The 17752-nt window shown below is 62.3% G+C and carries 17 protein-coding genes; 3 read left to right on the top strand and 14 right to left on the bottom strand.

Features of this window, described 5'->3' with window-relative positions; translation table 11 throughout:
- Positions 1-5 precede the first annotated feature (5 nt).
- The 5 genes from rodA to GRI34_RS05100 are packed head-to-tail and all read right to left on the bottom strand — an operon-like array spanning position 6 to position 5764.
- Entirely contained in the window at positions 6-1124 is a 1119-nt protein-coding gene (gene rodA, locus GRI34_RS05120) for a rod shape-determining protein RodA (protein ID WP_160595027.1), read from the bottom strand.
- Positions 1121-3265, bottom strand: coding sequence for a penicillin-binding protein 2 (gene mrdA, locus GRI34_RS05115; RefSeq protein ID WP_160595026.1), 2145 nt, complete (start codon positions 3263-3265; stop codon positions 1121-1123). Before mrdA ends, rodA begins: the two co-directional genes overlap by 4 nt.
- Positions 3265-3816, bottom strand: a complete 552-nt coding sequence (locus GRI34_RS05110) for a rod shape-determining protein MreD (protein WP_160595025.1) — start codon at positions 3814-3816, stop codon at positions 3265-3267. Before GRI34_RS05110 ends, mrdA begins: the two co-directional genes overlap by 1 nt.
- Positions 3816-4706: a rod shape-determining protein MreC gene (gene mreC, locus GRI34_RS05105; RefSeq protein ID WP_160595024.1), complete on the bottom strand. Its 891-nt coding sequence runs from the start codon at positions 4704-4706 to the stop codon at positions 3816-3818. Before mreC ends, GRI34_RS05110 begins: the two co-directional genes overlap by 1 nt.
- A 14-nt stretch (positions 4707-4720) precedes the next feature.
- On the bottom strand, positions 4721-5764 hold the full coding sequence (locus GRI34_RS05100; protein ID WP_090483000.1) for a rod shape-determining protein: 1044 nt from the start codon (positions 5762-5764) through the stop codon (positions 4721-4723).
- Between the two features lie 195 nt (positions 5765-5959).
- Between GRI34_RS05100 and mutL the strand changes: the two genes are divergently transcribed.
- Both mutL and GRI34_RS05090 read left to right on the top strand, forming a co-directional pair.
- On the top strand, positions 5960-7762 hold the full coding sequence (mutL, locus tag GRI34_RS05095; protein WP_160595023.1) for a DNA mismatch repair endonuclease MutL: 1803 nt from the start codon (positions 5960-5962) through the stop codon (positions 7760-7762).
- Positions 7762-8259 (top strand): hypothetical protein, encoded by a 498-nt coding sequence (locus tag GRI34_RS05090; protein WP_160595022.1) that lies wholly within the window; start codon positions 7762-7764, stop codon positions 8257-8259. Before mutL ends, GRI34_RS05090 begins: the two co-directional genes overlap by 1 nt.
- Before the next feature lies 1 nt (position 8260).
- Here the strand turns inward: GRI34_RS05090 and GRI34_RS05085 are convergent, their stop codons facing one another.
- The 5 genes from GRI34_RS05085 to ychF all read right to left on the bottom strand — a co-directional run bounded on the left by GRI34_RS05085 (position 8261) and on the right by ychF (position 12784).
- Positions 8261-8719 carry a MaoC family dehydratase gene (locus GRI34_RS05085; RefSeq protein ID WP_160595021.1) on the bottom strand — a complete coding sequence of 153 codons (459 nt, stop codon included), beginning with the start codon at positions 8717-8719 and terminating at the stop codon, positions 8261-8263.
- A gap of 15 nt (positions 8720-8734) precedes the next feature.
- Positions 8735-9475, bottom strand: a complete 741-nt coding sequence (locus GRI34_RS05080; protein ID WP_160595020.1) for a MauE/DoxX family redox-associated membrane protein — start codon at positions 9473-9475, stop codon at positions 8735-8737.
- Positions 9476-9511: 36 nt separating this feature from the next.
- A complete protein-coding gene (locus GRI34_RS05075; RefSeq protein WP_160595019.1) occupies positions 9512-10321 on the bottom strand; it encodes a DUF1206 domain-containing protein in 810 nt (269 codons plus the stop codon).
- Positions 10322-10386: 65 nt separating this feature from the next.
- Entirely contained in the window at positions 10387-11667 is a 1281-nt protein-coding gene (locus GRI34_RS05070; protein ID WP_160595018.1) for an alkaline phosphatase family protein, read from the bottom strand.
- Between the two features lie 16 nt (positions 11668-11683).
- The gene (gene ychF / locus GRI34_RS05065) at positions 11684-12784 is read right to left on the bottom strand and encodes a redox-regulated ATPase YchF (protein ID WP_160595017.1); all 1101 of its coding nucleotides are present in this window, start codon (positions 12782-12784) and stop codon (positions 11684-11686) included.
- Between the two features lie 100 nt (positions 12785-12884).
- Here ychF and GRI34_RS05060 point away from each other — a divergent pair, with 100 nt between their 5' ends.
- Positions 12885-14408 (top strand): tetratricopeptide repeat protein, encoded by a 1524-nt coding sequence (locus GRI34_RS05060; RefSeq protein WP_160595016.1) that lies wholly within the window; start codon positions 12885-12887, stop codon positions 14406-14408.
- A 69-nt stretch (positions 14409-14477) separates the two neighbouring features.
- Here GRI34_RS05060 and GRI34_RS05055 read toward each other — a convergent pair whose 3' ends face one another.
- The 4 genes from GRI34_RS05055 to GRI34_RS05040 all read right to left on the bottom strand — a co-directional run bounded on the left by GRI34_RS05055 (position 14478) and on the right by GRI34_RS05040 (position 17750).
- On the bottom strand, positions 14478-15131 hold the full coding sequence (locus GRI34_RS05055) for a cistern family PEP-CTERM protein (RefSeq protein WP_160595015.1): 654 nt from the start codon (positions 15129-15131) through the stop codon (positions 14478-14480).
- A gap of 193 nt (positions 15132-15324) precedes the next feature.
- Positions 15325-15897, bottom strand: a complete 573-nt coding sequence (pth, locus tag GRI34_RS05050; protein WP_160595014.1) for an aminoacyl-tRNA hydrolase — start codon at positions 15895-15897, stop codon at positions 15325-15327.
- A 45-nt stretch (positions 15898-15942) separates the two neighbouring features.
- Positions 15943-16938 (bottom strand): SDR family oxidoreductase, encoded by a 996-nt coding sequence (locus GRI34_RS05045; protein WP_160595013.1) that lies wholly within the window; start codon positions 16936-16938, stop codon positions 15943-15945.
- A gap of 113 nt (positions 16939-17051) precedes the next feature.
- Entirely contained in the window at positions 17052-17750 is a 699-nt protein-coding gene (locus GRI34_RS05040) for a 50S ribosomal protein L25/general stress protein Ctc (protein ID WP_160595012.1), read from the bottom strand.
- Positions 17751-17752 lie beyond the last annotated feature (2 nt).

Below are 17752 nucleotides of genomic sequence, written 5' to 3'. Positions count from 1 at the left end.
CGCAATCAGGCCATCAACCCGCGTTTCGGCGCGTCCAGGTTCCACCGGTGAACCATCATGAGGATGCCGATACAGATCATGTTCGTCATCATGGAACTGCCGCCATGACTGACGAAGGGAAGGGGGATTCCGACGACCGGGGCAAGGCCCATGACCATCATCAGGTTGATCGCGACGTAGAAGAAAATCGTCGCAGTCATGCCTGCCGCCAGCAGCTTCCCAAAGCGGTCCGCACTGTTGCGCGCGACCTTGAAGCCCCAGCCCAGGATAATTGCAAAGGCGCCGATGACGAACAGGCCGCCGGCAAAGCCCCATTCTTCGGCCATCGTCGCGAAGACGAAGTCTGTGTGCGGTTCTGGCAGGTAGTTGAGGTGGCTTTGAGAGCCTTCGTTGAAACCCTTGCCGAACAGGCCGCCGGATCCGATCGCGATCTTCGACTGGGTAATCTGGTAGCCCTCGCCAAGAGGGTCGCTTTCGGGATCGAGAAATGTCGTTACGCGATCTTGCTGGTAGGGCTTGAGCGCGAAGAAAAAGGCAAGGGGGATCGCTGCCAGCCCGGCCGCGCCAGCCATAATGAACCATCTGAGCGGCAAACCTGCAAACAGCATCACCAAGCCCCCGCCAAAAGCAATGGCGAGCGATGTGCCGAGATCGGGCTGCAAGAGAACGAACGCCATCGGCAAGGCGATTATGGCACCTGCCGGAATGAGCGCGCGCCAGGTGGGGATCACTCCGACTGGCAGGCTTTCATAGAAACGGGCAAGCGCCACGACGACCGCCGGCTTCATAAGCTCGGAGGGCTGGATGCGTATGGGACCGACTTCGAGCCAGCGTTGGCTACCTCCGCCCAGCGTACCCATGATCTCCACGGCCATGAGCAACAGCAGGACGACGACATATCCCGGATAAGCAAAAAACTTCACCAGGTCCTTGGAAAACCGCGAGATGACAATCGCCGCTACGAAGAAAATCCCGAACCTGACGAGATGCGATTCGGCATAGCGCGAAAAATCGCCAGCCGCCGCCGAGGTTAGCACCAGCGCGCCGAAGGCAATCAGGCCGAACAGCGGAAAAAGCATCTGCCAGGGCTGGCGCGCTACCGGTGCTGGGACGATGCTGCTCATTCCGGAATTGCACCCGGAACGTCGGCCGGATCAGGCGAGGGGATGTTTGTCGGCGTCGGCACGGCTTGGGGAGGGGGCGATGCTTCCTGCACCTCTTGCGCGGTCCGCGTGTCGACCCGAGGCTGGATTGCCTCCTCCGCAAGTTGCTCTGGCTGCCGCGCTGCGACCCGCGCTTCTGCCTCGACTTGGTCGAAAATATCCTCGTCGCGCGTGGGGACTGGCGGAACCGCCTCGCCGCTGGCTGCCGCATAGGCACGGTATTTGGCATCGAGACGTTCCTGCGCGGTGCCGCCCCACTGTTCTTCCAGCGCGCGCAGAGCCTCGATACCTTTCGCGGGATCGAACATGAAGGTCATCACGTCGCGGGCGATCGGATAGGCCGCGCCCGAACCGCCACCATGTTCGATGACGACTGCGCCGGCATATTTCGGTTTATCGAAGGGCGCGAAAAAGACGAAGAGTCCGTGGTCACGGTATTTCCATGGTCCGGTCCGGCCGTCGGAGACGCTAAGCGACACGACCTGGGCCGTACCGGTCTTGCCGGCCATCAGGATGTCGTCGAACGGCAGGCGCGCGCGTCCTGCGGTGCCTGGGCCGTTTACGGTATCGCTCATCGCCTGGCGGACGTACCCGATCTCTTCCGGGCTGAAGTCGAAATGTTCGAATTTGGGCTTGTCATCGGTCAGACGCAGGCGAGGCAGGACACGGTCACCAGTGGCGAGGCGGGCCGCCATTACCGCCAGTTGCAGCGGATTTGTAAGGTAATAGCCCTGGCCAATCGAGGAGTTCACGGTGTCGAAGGGTTGCCACTCCCGTTCGAACTTGCGTTCTTTCCAGGCGGGCGAGGGGACGGTGCCGTAAAACTGGCTCGTCACGGGGAGATCGAACTCCTCGCCGAGCCCCATTTTCTTCGCCCATTCCGCCACTTTCGCAAAACCGATCTGCTGGGCAAAGTGATAAAAATAGCTGTCGCAGCTCTGGTAGATCGCCTTGGCCATGTCGACGCGGCCGTGATTGCTCCAGCAATTGAAGAAGCGATTGCCAATGCGCCGCCCGCCATTGCACATGATGGATTCTTCCGGCTTCACACCTGCATCGAGGAAGGCCATGCAATGCATTGGTTTTACTGTGGAACCGGGCGGGTACAGTCCTTTCAGGACCTTGTTGCGCAAGGGAACCCGCTCGTCATCGCGGAGCATGGAATATTCGACTCGGCCAATCCCAGCCGAGAAGCTGTTGGGATCGAAACTGGGCATGGATGCCATGCACAGGACATCGCCGGTTTCGCAGTCCATGACCACGCAGGACCCGCTTTCCAGTCCGATGCGGCGGGCGGCGTAATCCTGCAAGGGACCATCGATGGTCAGGCGAACCGGATCGCCCTGGATATCTTCGCGCGTTTCGAGGTCCCGCACGATCCTGCCCGAGGCGGTAACCTCGACGCGGCGCGCCCCTGGTTCGCCTCTCAGATCCTGCTCGAACTGCTTTTCAAGCGCATCCTTGCCGATCTTGTAGCCGGGAGTGATCAGGATGGGATCGGGATTTTCTTCGTATTCCTCCGCAGAGGCAGGCCCCACGTAACCGATGAGATGCCCTACGCTGGGGCCGGTGGGGTAAAAGCGCGAGAAACCCCGCTGCGGAACGACGCCCGGCAAATCGGGCAGGCGCACGCTGATCGCCGCGAACTGATCGTAGTCGAGGCCGGTCGCAACCTCGATCGGTTGGAAGCCGCGCGCATCGTCAATCCGCTTGGTGATATCGGCAATCGTGGTCGCTTCGAGATCGAGGATTTTCGCGAGTTCCTCGATGGTCTTTTCCGGATCGTTCATCCGGTCCGGGATCACATCGACGCGGAAATCCGCACGGTTCGATGCCAGCGGGGCGCCATTGCGATCGAGGATCCAGCCCCTGCGCGGTGGGATCAGCGACAGGTTTACGCGGTTGCTTTCCGACTCGAGGACCCAGCGCTCGTTCTCCGCGATGGCGATATACGCCATGCGCGCCGCCAGGATCGTGCCCAGGCCACCCATTCCGGCAGCGATCACGAACGTGCGGCGGTCGAACGCGTTTTCGAGAGTGGTCTGGCTGACCAGATCCTTCGTGCGACGGCTAATACCGCTCCGGCGTGAGAAAATCCCCATCAGACCCGCTTCCAGCGCATCAGCCGCAGCCTGTCGAGACGGGCCACGATACGCGCGACGATAGGGAACATCAGGACGGACATTAGCAACTGCGGGATCAGGGCAACAAGAGCCGGCAAGGTCGGGGTCGCACCGCTCAGGAGCCAGCCGGCGAGGAGATACACCACGACCAGTAAACCGGCCGTGAACCAGTCCTGCCAGAACGCTCTCCAGGGAAGGCGGAGCTCGACGAACTCGATCACGAGCATGGTCATCGACCACAGCAGTATCGCGAAGCCGAATGGCTGGCCGCTGAAGAGATCATCGAACAGGCCGAGTGGAAAACCGGCCCACACCGGCAGGAGGCCCGGCCGGACAAGACGCCAGGCCAACAGGGTCAGGAATCCGAGCGGTGGGACCATCGGAAGGGCGGCCGCAATCGCGAAGACGGGCAGCAGCGAACCCAGCAGGATCGAAAGCCACGGGATCACATTGGCAAGCAGGGGGGAATGCGAACGATTGATGCGGCTGCCATAGGCATCGCTACGGGCGCGCGGCTCCATCCGCTCCATCAGTCGGTCAACTCCTCTTCGACCGGGGTCGTCGCACCGCTGGCTGCGTCGGGTTCGAAGATCGGTTCTATCGCAACGAAATCCGTCGCTGCGGGATCGCTGACGATGCGGGCGACCCCGCCATCGTCGGTCAGTTCGGTCACGATGGCGACAGCGATGCCGGGAGGATAATAGCCGCCCGCGCCGGAGGTTACGAAGAGATCGCCCACTTCGAGAGGATTGATGCCGAGGTTTATGAGCTTGATCCGCAGGAGGCTGTCGCCGCGACCTTCTGCGAAGGCGACGACCTCGTCCCCTGCTCGGCGCACAGGCAGTACGCTTTCGCTGTCTGTTAGCAGGAGCACGCGGGAGGAATCGCTGCCGGTCTCAAGGATGCGTCCGACCACACCGCGTGGTGAACGGACGGGCATGCCGACCTCCACGCCGTCATCCTCGCCTGCACCCACATAGGCGAAGCGGCGAGTGCTCGAAGCGGTCGAGCCGATCAGGCGCGCGACCGCCACCGGCGTGCGTTCCTGGTCCTGCAGGTCCAGCAAGCCTTTCAGGCGCACGTTTTCTTGACGAACCGCTTCCGCTTCTTCCAGCCGGATGCGGGCCAGTTCCATCTCGCGCTTGAGTTCGGCGTTCTTGGACCCGGCACGATAGTAACCGCTGATGGAATCCCACAGCGACTTGCTGCTGGTCCGGACGGTTGCCGCGGTTTCGGTAGCCGGGCTGACCGCATCCTGCGCAGCCGAGCGCGGTCCGCCGAAAAAGCTGGGCTGGAAGAACGATAGGCCAAGCAGTACGGCGCCGATGAGGGCACCGATCCCGGCGATGATATAGCCGGTGAAGAGATTGTACTGCGCCCGCCGCGAATAGCTCGAGCGCCGTGTGCCGCTCGGCGCCATATCCTAAGCCTTCCTCAAGCCGTCATCAGGACGCCGCGATAGATCGGGTCCTCCATCGCGCGGCCGGTGCCGATGGCCACGCAGGACAGAGGATCTTCCGCGATGGTCACGGGTAGGCCGGTTTCGTCGCGAAGGTATTCGTCGAGCCCCTGGATGAGCGCGCCGCCGCCGGTCAGGACGATGCCTTGGTCGACGATGTCGGCTGCCAGTTCGGGAGCGGTATTCTCGAGCGCGATACGTACGCCTTCGACGATGGCGCCGATCGGTTCGTTGAGCGCTTCGGCAATGTGGCCCTGGTTGATCGTGATTTCCTTCGGCACGCCGTTCACGAGGTCGCGGCCCTTGATCGTGATCTGTTCGCCGATGCCGTCTTCGGGGGCGCGGGCGATGCCGTAATCCTTCTTGATCCGCTCTGCCGTGGAGTCGCCGATCAGCAGGTTGTGGTGTCGTCGGACGTAGGACACGATGGCTTCGTCCATCTTGTCGCCGCCCGTGCGGACCGAAGTGGTGTAAGCAAGGCCGCGCAGCGAGAGGACCGCGACTTCCGTCGTGCCGCCGCCGATGTCGACGACCATGCTGCCGACCGGTTCGGTGACCGGCATGTCGGCACCGATAGCGGCCGCCATAGGTTCTAGGATGAGGTACACCTGCGATGCGCCGGCATTCGATGCCGCATCGCGGATCGCGCGGCGTTCTACCGAGGTCGAGCCCGAGGGAACGCAGATGGTGATTTCCGGATAGCGCATCAGGCTCTTGCGGCCGTTCACCTTGCGGATGAAGTGCTTGATCATCTCCTCGGCCACGTCGAGGTCGGCGATCACGCCGTCGCGAAGCGGACGGATGGCTTCGATGGAATCGGGCGTCTTGCCCATCATCATCTTCGCGTCGTCGCCCACGGCCTTCACGCGCTTCATCCCATTGATGGTTTCCAGCGCGACCACGCTAGGCTCGTTCAGGACGATGCCCTGATCCTGGACGTAGACCAGCGTATTGGCGGTGCCGAGGTCGATCGCCATGTTCTGCACGCCGAATTTGAAGATGTTGTTCCAGAAGCCCATTTTGACGCGATTTTCCGTTAGAATTTGAAGAGGCGAGGGGCGGTCGGGGCCGCTCGCACCTGTTCCGGGGGGAAATGGTGCGGGGTCCTTAGCGATATTACGCTCCGAATGCCAAAAATTTCCGAGCCTTTGGCGTGGATTACCCACACGTGCCGTCTCGGATTTCCGGCGATTCGTCGCTAGGTTGGTTTTTCCATGCCAACAATCCGCCGCCTGCCCGACAATCTGGTCAATCGCATCGCCGCTGGCGAGGTGGTCGAACGGCCATCTTCCGCACTCAAGGAACTGGTCGAAAATGCCATCGACGCAGGGGCGACGCGGATTGCGGTCAAGCTGGTCGAGGGTGGTTTGACCAGCCTTGAAGTTACCGACGACGGCTGCGGCATGACGCCCGACGAAATGGCGCTTGCGCTGGAGCGTCACGCGACGTCCAAACTGCCCGACGAGGCGATCGAGCAGGTCGCCACTCTCGGCTTTCGCGGAGAGGCCTTGCCGAGCATTGCCAGCGTGGCGCGCTTCAGCCTGGAAAGCCGTCCCGCCGGTGCGGAACAGGGCTGGAAGCGCGTGGTGGACCACGGAGCAGTCGTTTCCGAAGGGCCCGCTGCGCTACCGCCCGGCACCCGCGTCAGGGTCGAGAACCTGTTTGCGAAAATTCCGGCACGGCGAAAATTCCTGCGCACCCCGCGCAGCGAATACGCGGCCTGCCTCGACGTCGTGCGCCGCCTCGCCATGGCGCGCCCGGATATAGCGATAACGCTCGATCACGGGGACCGCCGGATCCTCGGGCTGCAAGGGGGTGAGGGGCTGGCCAACCGCGTGGCGCAGGTGATCGCGCGCGAATTGAAGGACAATGGCGTCGCCATCGACCTCGACCGGGGGACGATGCGCCTCACCGGCATCGCGGGCCTGCCGACCTACAATCGCGGCATCGCGGACCACCAGTACCTCTTCGTGAACGGCAGGCCGGTGAAGGACCGCTTGCTGACGGGCGCCGTACGCGGGGCCTATGCCGACATGCTTGCGCGCGATCGTCATGCCGTCCTCGCGCTGTTCCTCGATCTTCCGGCAGAGGATGTGGATGTGAACGTCCACCCGGCCAAGACAGAGGTGCGTTTCCGCGATGCCCAGGCAGTGCGCGGCTTCATCGTCTCCGGCCTGCGCCAGGCACTGGCGACCGGCGACAAGCGCAGCGCGCAATCGCCTGATGCGGGTGCAATGTCGCGCTGGCAGCAGGAGCCGGTACGCGACGAGCCATCGCCCGCGTTACGTTCGATCTTCGAAAGACGCGACTGGTCGGCACCGCAATCACGCGTTTCCGAAGCGAACGCTGCATGGCGCGGCGCCGAGGCGGGTATCATGGCCGCACCGCGAGGTCGTGCCGAAGAAGCGGCTCCGGTCAGCGCTCAGGAGCAGGACTTCCCGCTCGGGATCGCGCGCGGGCAGGTGGCCAACACTTACATCGTGGCGGAGGCGAAGGACGGGCTCGTGCTTGTCGACCAGCACGCTGCGCACGAAAGGCTGGTGCTGGAACGGCTCAAGGCCGCGGGGGCGGAAGAGGCGGTCGCGCGCAGCCAGGCGCTGCTCATCCCTGAAGTGGTCGAACTGGACGAAGTCTCCTGTGACCGCCTTGAAAGCGCGGCCGATGCGCTGGCATCCCACGGCCTCACCATCGAACGGTTCGGGCCGTCCGCTATGCTGGTCCGGAGCCTGCCGCACGCCATCGCGCGCACCGATCCGGAAAAGCTGCTGCGCGATATCGATGACGATCTGGCGCTGAATGGGGAAGCGCTACTGCTCGGTGAGAAGCTCGACCTCGTGCTGGCGACGATGGCCTGCCACGGATCGGTCAGGGCAGGGCGCACGCTCCGGGTGGACGAGATGAACTCGCTCCTGCGCGAAATGGAACGCACACCGCGTTCGGGCCAATGCAACCATGGGCGCCCCACGTGGGTTAAGCTCTCGATGGAAGACGTCGAGAAACTGTTCGGGAGGCATTGATGCGCTGGATTATCGCGATTGCGCCACTAGTCCTCGCGGCTTGCGGCCCGACGCCGGCACAGAAGGCCGCTGCTGATGCAAGGGCTGTCGCCGAGGTGGAGGCGAACCAGGAACCGCCGCCCGAAGAGCTCGCTCTTGGCGTGATCACTTTCGCGGATGTCGAAAACGCCGACATGTTCGGTGCAGGGTGCAATGTCCTGCCGAATTCAGGCAGCGCGGGCGGGATTGCCATTGCCGTGGCCCAGTCCGACGCCGGTTACTTCAAACGGGAAAACGAAATCATCCGCATGGCGGCGGATGCCGGCAGCAAGGAGCTGCCTTACCTTGGCCGCGAGAAATACAGCGGGTTGGCCTATTCCATGCGGCTCGAAATCGACGAGGACGCCGGGAAGCAGTCGGGTGACGAGACGATCGACTACCCGTCCGTGCTCACCATCAGGGATGCGCAGGACCGTGTGGTCTACCGCGAGAGCGGCACAACGCAGTGCGGGGCGTGATCTAGTCCGATCCGCCGGGTTCGCGGGTCGCGATCAGGGCGTTGGACACCATCTCCAGCACCATGTCGCCATTCTGGTTGAAGGTGCGAATTCGGCTTTTGAAGATGCCCATCTCGGGTCGTGAAGCACTGCGGCGTTTCTCGATGATCTCGGTCTCGCAACGCAAGGTGTCGCCCGGATAGACCGGCTTTTTCCAGCGCAGCTGGTCGACGCCTGGAGAGCCGAGACCGGCCGATTTCTCGGTCTTCATGTTCTCGACCATCATGGCCATCGTCATGCTGCAGGTGTGCCACCCGCTCGCCGAAAGCCGACCGAAATGCGTTGCCGCGGCCGCATCGTCATCGAGATGGAACGGCTGCGGATCGTACTTGCGGGCAAAGTCCATCACCTCTTCGCGCGTGACTTCGTAGTGGCCGAATTCGCGGCGGTCGCCGACCTGGATGTCTTCGTAGAATTTCATGCCTGACCGTCTGGATCACAGGGCGGGGCGAAGCAACATCCAAATGCCCATGCCCATCATGGCAACGTTTTCGGTGAGCGAAACGAAGCCGAGCGGCACATTGCCGCTGCCGCCCACGCAGGCGCATTTGATCTCGCGCTTCTGGATGTAGACGGCGTAGAACACGCTGACCGCACCCACTGTGCCGATGAATAAGGCGATAGGAACCGAGACAGCCGGTAACAGGCGGCCTGCCATCAGGATTGCCGTCAACGCCTCCAGAAATGGATAGGCATAGGCGTAGGGGACGAAGCGACGACCGAGCAGGTCGTAACCGACGAACATGCTCGAAAACTGTTCGACATCCTGCAGCTTGAGCATGGCCAGCATCGCCATTGAGAATGCGACGAACCATTCCGCACCGCGCACCGTGACGGGCGATCCGTAGACGAACATGCTCATGGCCAAGGCGAGGCCCGCAGCGACTGCAAAGACCGCAATCACGGGCTGATAGCTCGTCTCGCCCTTTTCCTTGACCTTGCGATTGAAGAAACGGCGCAGGTCTTCGTGACCCCCGATGCGCTTGCCGTCGATGAAGGTCTGCGGGGTCGTCTGGACCCCGTGCTCCGCCTTGAACGCGTCAGTCTCTTCGCGGGTGGTGAGGTGGTGGTCTTCCACCTCATACCCTTCGCTTTCGAGCAGGTATTTCGACTTGATGCCGTAGGGACAGACATGCTTGTCCATCACCATCCGATAAAGTTTTGCCGTCTTGGTCATAGCTGGCAAATATACCCCCTAGGGGTATGTTTCAAGTCACGCCCGGAACTTCGGCACTCCTGCGCTGGAATCGAGTTCCGGGATGATGCGGTAGCGGGCAAGGATCAGGCTGAAGAGCCCGAACAGCATCAGGCCGATCGCGGTAAGGGTGAAGACGAAACCTTCGCCGGCAAGGCTGGCCACCGCGTCGCCGAGCGTCTTGATCTGCTCTGCACCGCCCGACATGAAGCCGGCCTGGATCAGCGACCAGCCGATCACGAGATAGACCACCGCACGGGCAAGGAAGCCTGCTCCGCCGAGCCAACGCGTGGCATCGGGGGCCTGCGCGCTGATACGGTTCATGAAGCTGCCGGTAAGGCCCTTCTTCGCCTGGTGCACGGCTGCGATGAAAAGTGCGATGCCAAGTGCGCCGAGCACGAAACCGCCGAGTTCGAAGGACAGCACGCCCGAGGCGGCTTCCTGCGCTCCGCCACTGCCGGATCCGCCGCCCGAGCCTTCGCTACTGGCGAATTTGTAGGCCGAGTACGCCAGCGCAAGGTGGGCCACGCCGCTACCGGCATGACCGATGCGCTTGCCCCAGCCCTTGGCGTCCGAGCCATTGTTCTCGATATCGAAGAACAGCGAGCAGAAGCGGAAGAGGGCGTAGGCGATCAGGCCGATGACCATGATCCAGAGGATAATCGTCCCGGCGGGATATTCCTCGATAGCGCGGAAAATGCCGTTCGTGCCTTCCGCGATCTTGCTGGAGCTCGTGAGGGCGATCAGTCCCAGGACAAAATACAGGATTGCGCGGCTGAAATAGCCGACACGCACCAACCAGTTGAATTTCTCGGACTTGTCTACCACGCGCAAAGCTCCCTGTGTTTTGCATGCCTAACGGCAGGAGGGGGCGATGCGTTCCGTAGCTGCGCTTATTTAGCTTGCGGAAGAACCGGCAGGAACGGCTCCAGCGTACCATCCGCGCGATCGGCCTGCGGTAGTCCGACCAGATGGCGCAGCAACGGCGCGATACTGGTGTTCTGGAAGCTGGCGAGTTCGCGGCCCGCGGGGAACGAGGGCCCGTTGGCGATAAACAGCGCAGCCATTTCCGGCGCGTACATGTCGAAGCCGTGATTTCCGCCTGTCCATGCATTCTTCGGGCGCGAGCGTGTGATGGTCCATCCCGTGTCCGGCAGGCAGAAGATCGGCGGAATGCGGCCGTGCGTTCCGTACTGGTACTTTGCCGGGATCGCGCTCTTTTCCCAGCATTCCATGTTGGCGTGATCGGTGTCGACCAGTGCCTTCACCAGCGCTTCTTCATTGCCCGCGGTCGGTTCGAAAGTCGCGTATGCGCCTGCTTCGACGAGGCGATAGAGGCTTTCGTCGAGTACCTCGTCGAGCGCGATAACGCGTTCGGAGCTGGTTGCCGCCATGCCGTGATCCGAAACGATGACGAGATCGGCCGGCTGTCCGAGCTTGCGCAATTCGGCCGTCAGCCGGGCGATGTGGCCGTCTACGTCGCGCAGCGCTGCGTTTACTTCTTCGCTGTCGGGGCCGCCATCATGTCCGGCGGTGTCGACCGTATCGAAATAGAGTGTCACGAACTCGGGACGGATATCGGCAGGACGCCTTGCCCAGTCGAGGACCGCGTTCACGCGCTGGGTGTTCGATATCTGCATCGAGAACTGCTGCCAGTCGCTCGGCAGGACGCCGTCGGAGACCGGACCCCATCCTTGTGCCGTGCCGCCCCATGGAACGGCAGAGCCCGGCCAGAACATTGCCGCGCTGCGAATGCCGGCTTCTTCCGCCTCGACCCAGACCGGCTTGGCTTCGTTCCACCAATAGGGATCGACCGTCGCCATGGTGAAGGGCTCTGCGGGTCGACCCTGGTCTTCCATCCGGTTGGCCGTGATCCCGTGATGGTCGGGAACGAGGCCGGTCACCAGCGTCCAGTGGTTCGGGAAAGTCTTGGTCGGGAACGACGGACGCATCGAAGCGGTGACGCCGCCATCGGCAAGGGCGGACAGAGTAGGCGTCAAGCCGCGGCCAAGATAGTCGGGATGGAACCCGTCGATCGAGACGAGGATCGTCATGCGCTCGCGCTGCTCCGCGACAGCCGCCGGAGCGGAGGCGATAGTTTCGACCTGCTGTGCGCAGCCTGCCGCGAGCGGAAGGATGGCAAGGGCGAGGGCGGTCGTGAGCGAGCGCTTCATTCCGGGTACTCCGGTATCAGACGTTGAACTTGAACAGCATGACATCGCCGTCCTGGACGAGGTATTCCTTGCCTTCCTGGCGCAGCTTGCCAGCTTCGCGGGCACCGCTTTCGCCATTAAGCGCGACGTAATCGTCGTACGCGATCGTTTCGGCGCGGATGAAGCCTTTTTCGAAATCGGTGTGGATCTCACCTGCTGCCTGCGGAGCCTTTGCTCCTTCGGGGAAAGTCCAGGCGCGCGATTCCTTCGGACCGGCGGTGAAGAAGGTGTTGAGGCCAAGAAGGCGGTAACCCGCTCGGATCACACGGCTGAGGCCGCTTTCTTCGAGACCCAGTTCGGCGAGGTATTCGGCGCGATCCTCGGGGTCCATCGCGACGAGTTCGCTTTCGATGGCGGCGGAAACCACCACTGCCTGCGCGCCTTCTGCTTCGGCCTTGGCGAAGACCAGCGCGGACAAGTCGTTGCCCTTGGCGGCGTCTTCTTCACCGACATTGCAGACATAGAGGACTGGCTTGGCAGTCAGCAGTTGGGCCTGTTCGAAGACGCGCGCTTCTTCCTCGTCCTTGGGTTCGGTCAGGCGTGCAGGCTTGCCGTCACGCAGCAGAGCCAGGGCCTGGCCGAGCACGCTGGCGATCAGCTTGGCTTCCTTGTCGCCTGCCGTGGCGCGCTTCTCCGCATTGGGGACGCGCTTTTCGAGGCTTTCGAGATCGGCCAGCATGAGCTCGGTTTCGACCACTTCGGCGTCGGCGATCGGATCGACCTTGTTGTCGACGTGCTGGATGTCGTCATCTTCGAAACAGCGCAGGACGTGCACGACCGCATCGACTTCGCGGATGTTGCCGAGGAATTGGTTGCCCAGACCTTCGCCCTTGCTGGCGCCCTTCACCAGGCCGGCGATGTCCACGAACGCCAGCTGCGTCGGGATGATCTTGGCCGAACCGGCAATCGCGGCGATTTTGTCGAGCCGCTCGTCAGGGACGGCGACCTGGCCGACATTCGGTTCGATCGTGCAGAACGGATAGTTCGCGGCCTGTGCGGCCTGCGTTTCGGTCAGTGCATTGAAAAGGGTAGACTTGCCGACATTGGGCAGGCCGACGATCCCGCAACGGAAACCCATCGAAAACTCCGGAAATAGTGATATGCCGCTGCCCTTAGCCGTGAGGTCACTCGATTGCCAGCTTCACGATCGGTTTAACCTTGTTTGGTAAGCGCGAAGAATGACTAGACCGAATTCCGTACTGTCTCTGCTTGCCTTTGCTGCCTCGCTGGCCGCCTGCTCGCCCGATCCGGAAAGCAGCTTCGCCCGCGGGCAGGAGGCCTTTGCCCAGCATGACTACCGCACGGCTCGTGTAGCGCTGATCGCCGGCCTGCGGGAACGCCCGGAAAATGGCGAAATGCTGGCCATGCTGGCGCGGACCCAGATTGCCCTTGGCGATGGGGAGGGCGCAGTGGTGTCGCTGGATCGGCTGTCCGCGCTCGGGGATGATCGGCCGGAACACACTATCCTGCGCGGCGAAGCGGAAATCCTGCGCGGCCGTTACGAAGAGGCCGCAAACGCGGTCGAGGGGCTCGCACTGGCAGGGGCAGACCGGATCAGGGCACTATCACTGCTGGCCGCCGGGGACATCGACGCCGCTGCCGATGCATTCGCAACCGGTGAAAGCCGCAGTACGCCGGATGCGCGGCTGCTGGCCTCCTACTCACGATTCGAGCTGGCACGCGGCGACAAGGAAAGGGCGGCCAACCTTGCCGCAAAGGCCTTGCGAGCTGACGATGCATCGATCGATGCGTACCTGGCGAGCGCGATTGTGTCGCGTTCCCGAAGCAAGCTGCCCGCAGCATTGCGTTCATATGAAAAGGCGCTTGGCCTGCACCCGGCCAACTTCGAGGCGCGGCTCGGCAAGGCGCAGGTCCTTGTTGAGATGGAGGATTTCCAGTCCGCCAAGCCACTGGTTGCCAACCTGGCAAAGGAGTCTCCCGAGAATCGGTCGATCGAATTGCTGCGTGCAAAGCTGGCCGCTCGCGACGAGGATTGGGCAGAGGTGCGCGACATTCTGCAGCGATACGAGCCGGAAATGGATGAAAGCCCCGGGTTGAGACTGGCTTATGGAGAGGCGCAACTGGAGCTCGGATATCCGGTGCAGTCTCTCGCCTTGCTACAGCCGATGCTCAATGCGAACCAGTCGCAGCGTGAGCTTCGAATGCTGGTCGCGCGCGCGCACCTGGCATCGGGTAATGCGAGAGAGGCCCTCGATACGATCGAGCTGGTGGCCATCCGGCCCGATGCGCGCGCCGAGGAACTCACCCTCGCGTCGGAAGCGGCCAAGGCGCTCGGCAGCCCGAAGGCGGCCGAATATCGTACGCGCGCAGGAGAGATCACGCCTCAATGGGTCGGCGGTGAACTTGCAAAGGCAGACCAGGCCTTGCGCAACCGGCAGTGGCAAAGTGCGGAGGCGAGTTACGAAGCGATCCTCGATCGCGGGAGTGCTCGCAATGCCATGGTGCTGAACAATCTTGCCTATGCGAAGTCGCGACTGGGCAAGAAGGATGAAGCGCTCAAACTTGCGTTGGAGGCTGTCGAAGCCTCGCCCGAGAATGCTGCTATTCTGGATACGGCCGGAACTTTGCTGGTCGAAACCGGCTCGCGCGAGCGCGGGGTCTCAATGCTGCACAAGGCCGCGGCGCTAGAACCCGACAATGCGCGTATTGCCCGGCGGCTTGCGGCAGCGCGCAAACCCTGATCAGGAACGCCCAAAAGCAAACGGCACACCAACCGGAGTTGGCGTGCCGCTTACCCTCAATGAACTGGTTTAGCTGTAGGTGACGGTCGCGAGCGCCGGCTTCACTTCGCGGCGGCGGCGGGTGCCGGCGAAAATCATCAGGGCAGCAAGGCCGAAGAGCAGCATCATGTTCGGTTCGGGAACTTCATTGCCCGAGCTGGTGCTGGTCGTGACCTGGCGGCCGCTGGCGGAAGTGATGTCGCCTGCGCCGGATACTGACTGATAGCGGACGAAGAAATCGTCAAGAGTGAGGCTGCTGAGCGCGCTGTCGAATGAAAGTGCCAGCGTGCCGGTGCCGGTCTCGCCACCGAACACGCCACCCCTGTTACCTGCGCACGAGCCGGTGTTCGCGGCCTGGAAGCAGACATCGACGGTGCCGATCTGGTTCGGATAATTGCTGTCGGTGTTGGTGTAGTTGTAAGTGCCCGTGCTGGTCGCGCCGCTGATCTGCGGATCGGTGTTGAACGCGAAGCTGGAAACGCGAGCATCGACGCCGGAGCCGGTGTCGCTCGTGTTGGTCATCGAATAGTCGAAATTGTAGACGTTGCCGACGATCGAAGTGAGCGTGAGGATGAGCTGCGAGCTCAGGCCGGGCACGGTGACATCACCGTTCACAAAGCCATCGAAATCGATGGTGAAGCTTTCGCCGACTTCGTTGGCATCGAGGAGAATGGGTTCTGCCATTGCAGGAGTCGAGGCCAGGAGGCCGAGACCTGCAACTGCCGAAAACACAAGATTACGCGTATTCATCATACCATCCCCACCGAAAGGTAAACCTGCCTTTAGCCAAGTTCATCCGTCCTGTCACTAAAATTGCATTTCGTGAAACAGTTTGGACAGGCTGTTTCATTTGGAGACACGTTTTCTCCCAGGGCTGTCAGACCGCCTGCTGACGAAGCGCGATTTCGCTCATGAATCGGGCATCATCGCCCCTCGCGAGCCAGTCCGCTTCCGCAGAGATGGCACCCAGCATATCCGTCAGGTCGTCGATTTCGGACTTGGCGTAGTTGCCAAGGACGTGACCGGTGACGCGGTCCTTGCTGCCGGGATGGCCGATACCGATTCGCACACGGCGGAAATCCGGGCCGAGATGCTGGTTGATGGAGCGCAGGCCATTGTGTCCGGCTAGGCCGCCGCCGCGCCGGACCTTGATCTTGAACGGCGCCAGGTCGAGCTCGTCATGGAAGACGGTCAGGTCTTCTACGCCCAGCTTGTAGAACCGTAGCGCCTCGCCCACCGAGCGCCCGCTTTCATTCATATAGGTCGCAGGTTTGAGCAGCAGGACCTTCTGGGTCCCGATGCGGCCTTCTTGCGCCCAGCCGGAGAACTTCTTCTGCACCGGCCCGAAACCGTGCATTTCCGCGATTACATCGCACACCATGAACCCGATATTGTGCCGGTGAAGGGCGTATTTGGGTCCGGGATTTCCTAGGCCAGTCCAGATCTGCATGGGCGAGGGCCATAAAGCCTGCGCGCGACAGGGCAAGTCGCAGCGTCACTCGTGCACGGCCTTCACCAGGGGGCCGAGGAAGGGCGAGCCACCGAGCCAGTCGACCTGTGTCTTCGCGCTGACCTCGTTGATCGCGGTCTGCGGGATGCTTCCTCCGCTGACCGGCTGTCGCACCGGGCGCGTTCCTGGCGGCATTGCAAGGATCCTTGCCATCACCCGGGGAATGTCCATCGGATCGGCGGACCGGCCCGAACCGTCTTCCTCGCCCATGCGGGCAACTACCTGCGGATACCCGTCCGTATGCCGCGCGTCCGCACGGGCAGCGAGGTCGCCGGAATAGCGGTTGCGATTGACCCAGACCTTCGTGGGATAGCCGCCTGGCTCGATCACGGTGACTTCGATATTGTGCGGCACCAGCTCGTAGGCGAGCTGTTCGCCCATCGCTTCCACCGCAAACTTCGTCGCCGAATAATGCCCGCCGAACGGGATGATAACCCGGCCAAGCTGGCTGGAGATGCTGAAGATATGGCCGCTCCTGCGCGACCGCATCCCGGGCAGCACCGCGCGGACCAGCCGGTGATAGCCGAAGACATTCGTATCGAAGGCGAGCTTTGTCGCTTCCATGTCCTGCACTTCCACCGGGCCGGTAATCCCGATGCCCGCATTGTTCACGAGCACATCCATGGGGCCGCCATTGGTGCGCTCCGCTTCGGCAACTGCGGCAAGGACCATGGTGTCGTCGAGCACGTCGAGTTCGATAACATGGAGGTCGAGGCCCTTTTCCGAGGCGACCTGGCGCAAATCGTCGCCTTCGGGACGCGGCAGGTTCCGCATGGTCGCAAAGACCTTTGCCCCGAGCTGTGCAAAATGGATCGCGCTGAGCCGGCCGAAGCCACTGGAACAGCCGGTAATGAGGATTGCTTGGCCGGTCAGGTCGGGCGTTCCGCTCACGGTGTCGGATTGTGCGCGCGCAGCGGCAGCGGCAAGGGCGCCGGTTGCGGCGGCACCTGCGAGGAGAGTGCGGCGATTGATGGCTGGCATGGGCGTGGCTCCTTGTTCAAGAGCCACCTAACGCAACCTTGGTAAAAACGAAAACGCCGGACTTCGTGGTGAAGCCCGGCGTTTCGATTTTTCCGGAAAGGAAGGAGAGGCGATTACTCGCTCTTGTCTTCCTGTTCCTCGGCAGCGTCGGCGTCCGGACCCTGCTCGGTAGCGGCGGTTTCGCCAGCTTCCATGTCTTCGCCGGTCTGGTCTTCGTCACCGCCTTCGGTTTCCGACTTCTTCAGAGCGGACGGAGCAACGAGGGTGGCGATAGTGAAGTCGCGGTCGGTGATCGCGCTTTCGCTACCCGCGGGCAGCGTGACTTCGCTGATGTGAATCGAATCGCCGACTTCCTTGCCGGTGACGTCGATTTCGATTTCGCCCGGGATCTTGTCGTTTTCGCAGACCAGTTCCAGCTCGTGACGGACAACGTTGAGAACGCCGCCCTTCTTGAGGCCCGGCGAAGCTTCTTCGTTGGTGAAGACGACGGGGACCGAAACCTCGATCTTGCCGCCCTTGACCATGCGGAAGAAGTCAACGTGCTCGGGGCGATCGTTGACGGGGTGGAGCGACACGTCCTTGGGAAGAGTCTTGATCTTCTTGCCGCCGAGTTCGATTTCGACGATCGAGTTCATGAAGTGGCCGGTGTCGAGCTGCTTGACCAGCTCCTTGGCTTCAACGTGAATCAGGGTGGGTTCTTCCTTGCCGCCATAGATTACGGCGGGGACGCGGCCTTCACGACGCAGTGCACGGGAGGCTCCCTTGCCAGCCCGTTCGCGCGCCTCGGCCGGAAGTGTCAGAGCATCGCTCATGT

The sequence above is a fragment of the Qipengyuania aquimaris genome, assembly GCF_009827445.1.
Taxonomy (GTDB): Bacteria; Pseudomonadota; Alphaproteobacteria; order Sphingomonadales; family Sphingomonadaceae; genus Qipengyuania; species Qipengyuania aquimaris.
The sequence above is the reverse complement of the archived record's forward strand: the minus strand, read 5'-3'. Positions and strand labels throughout refer to the sequence as shown.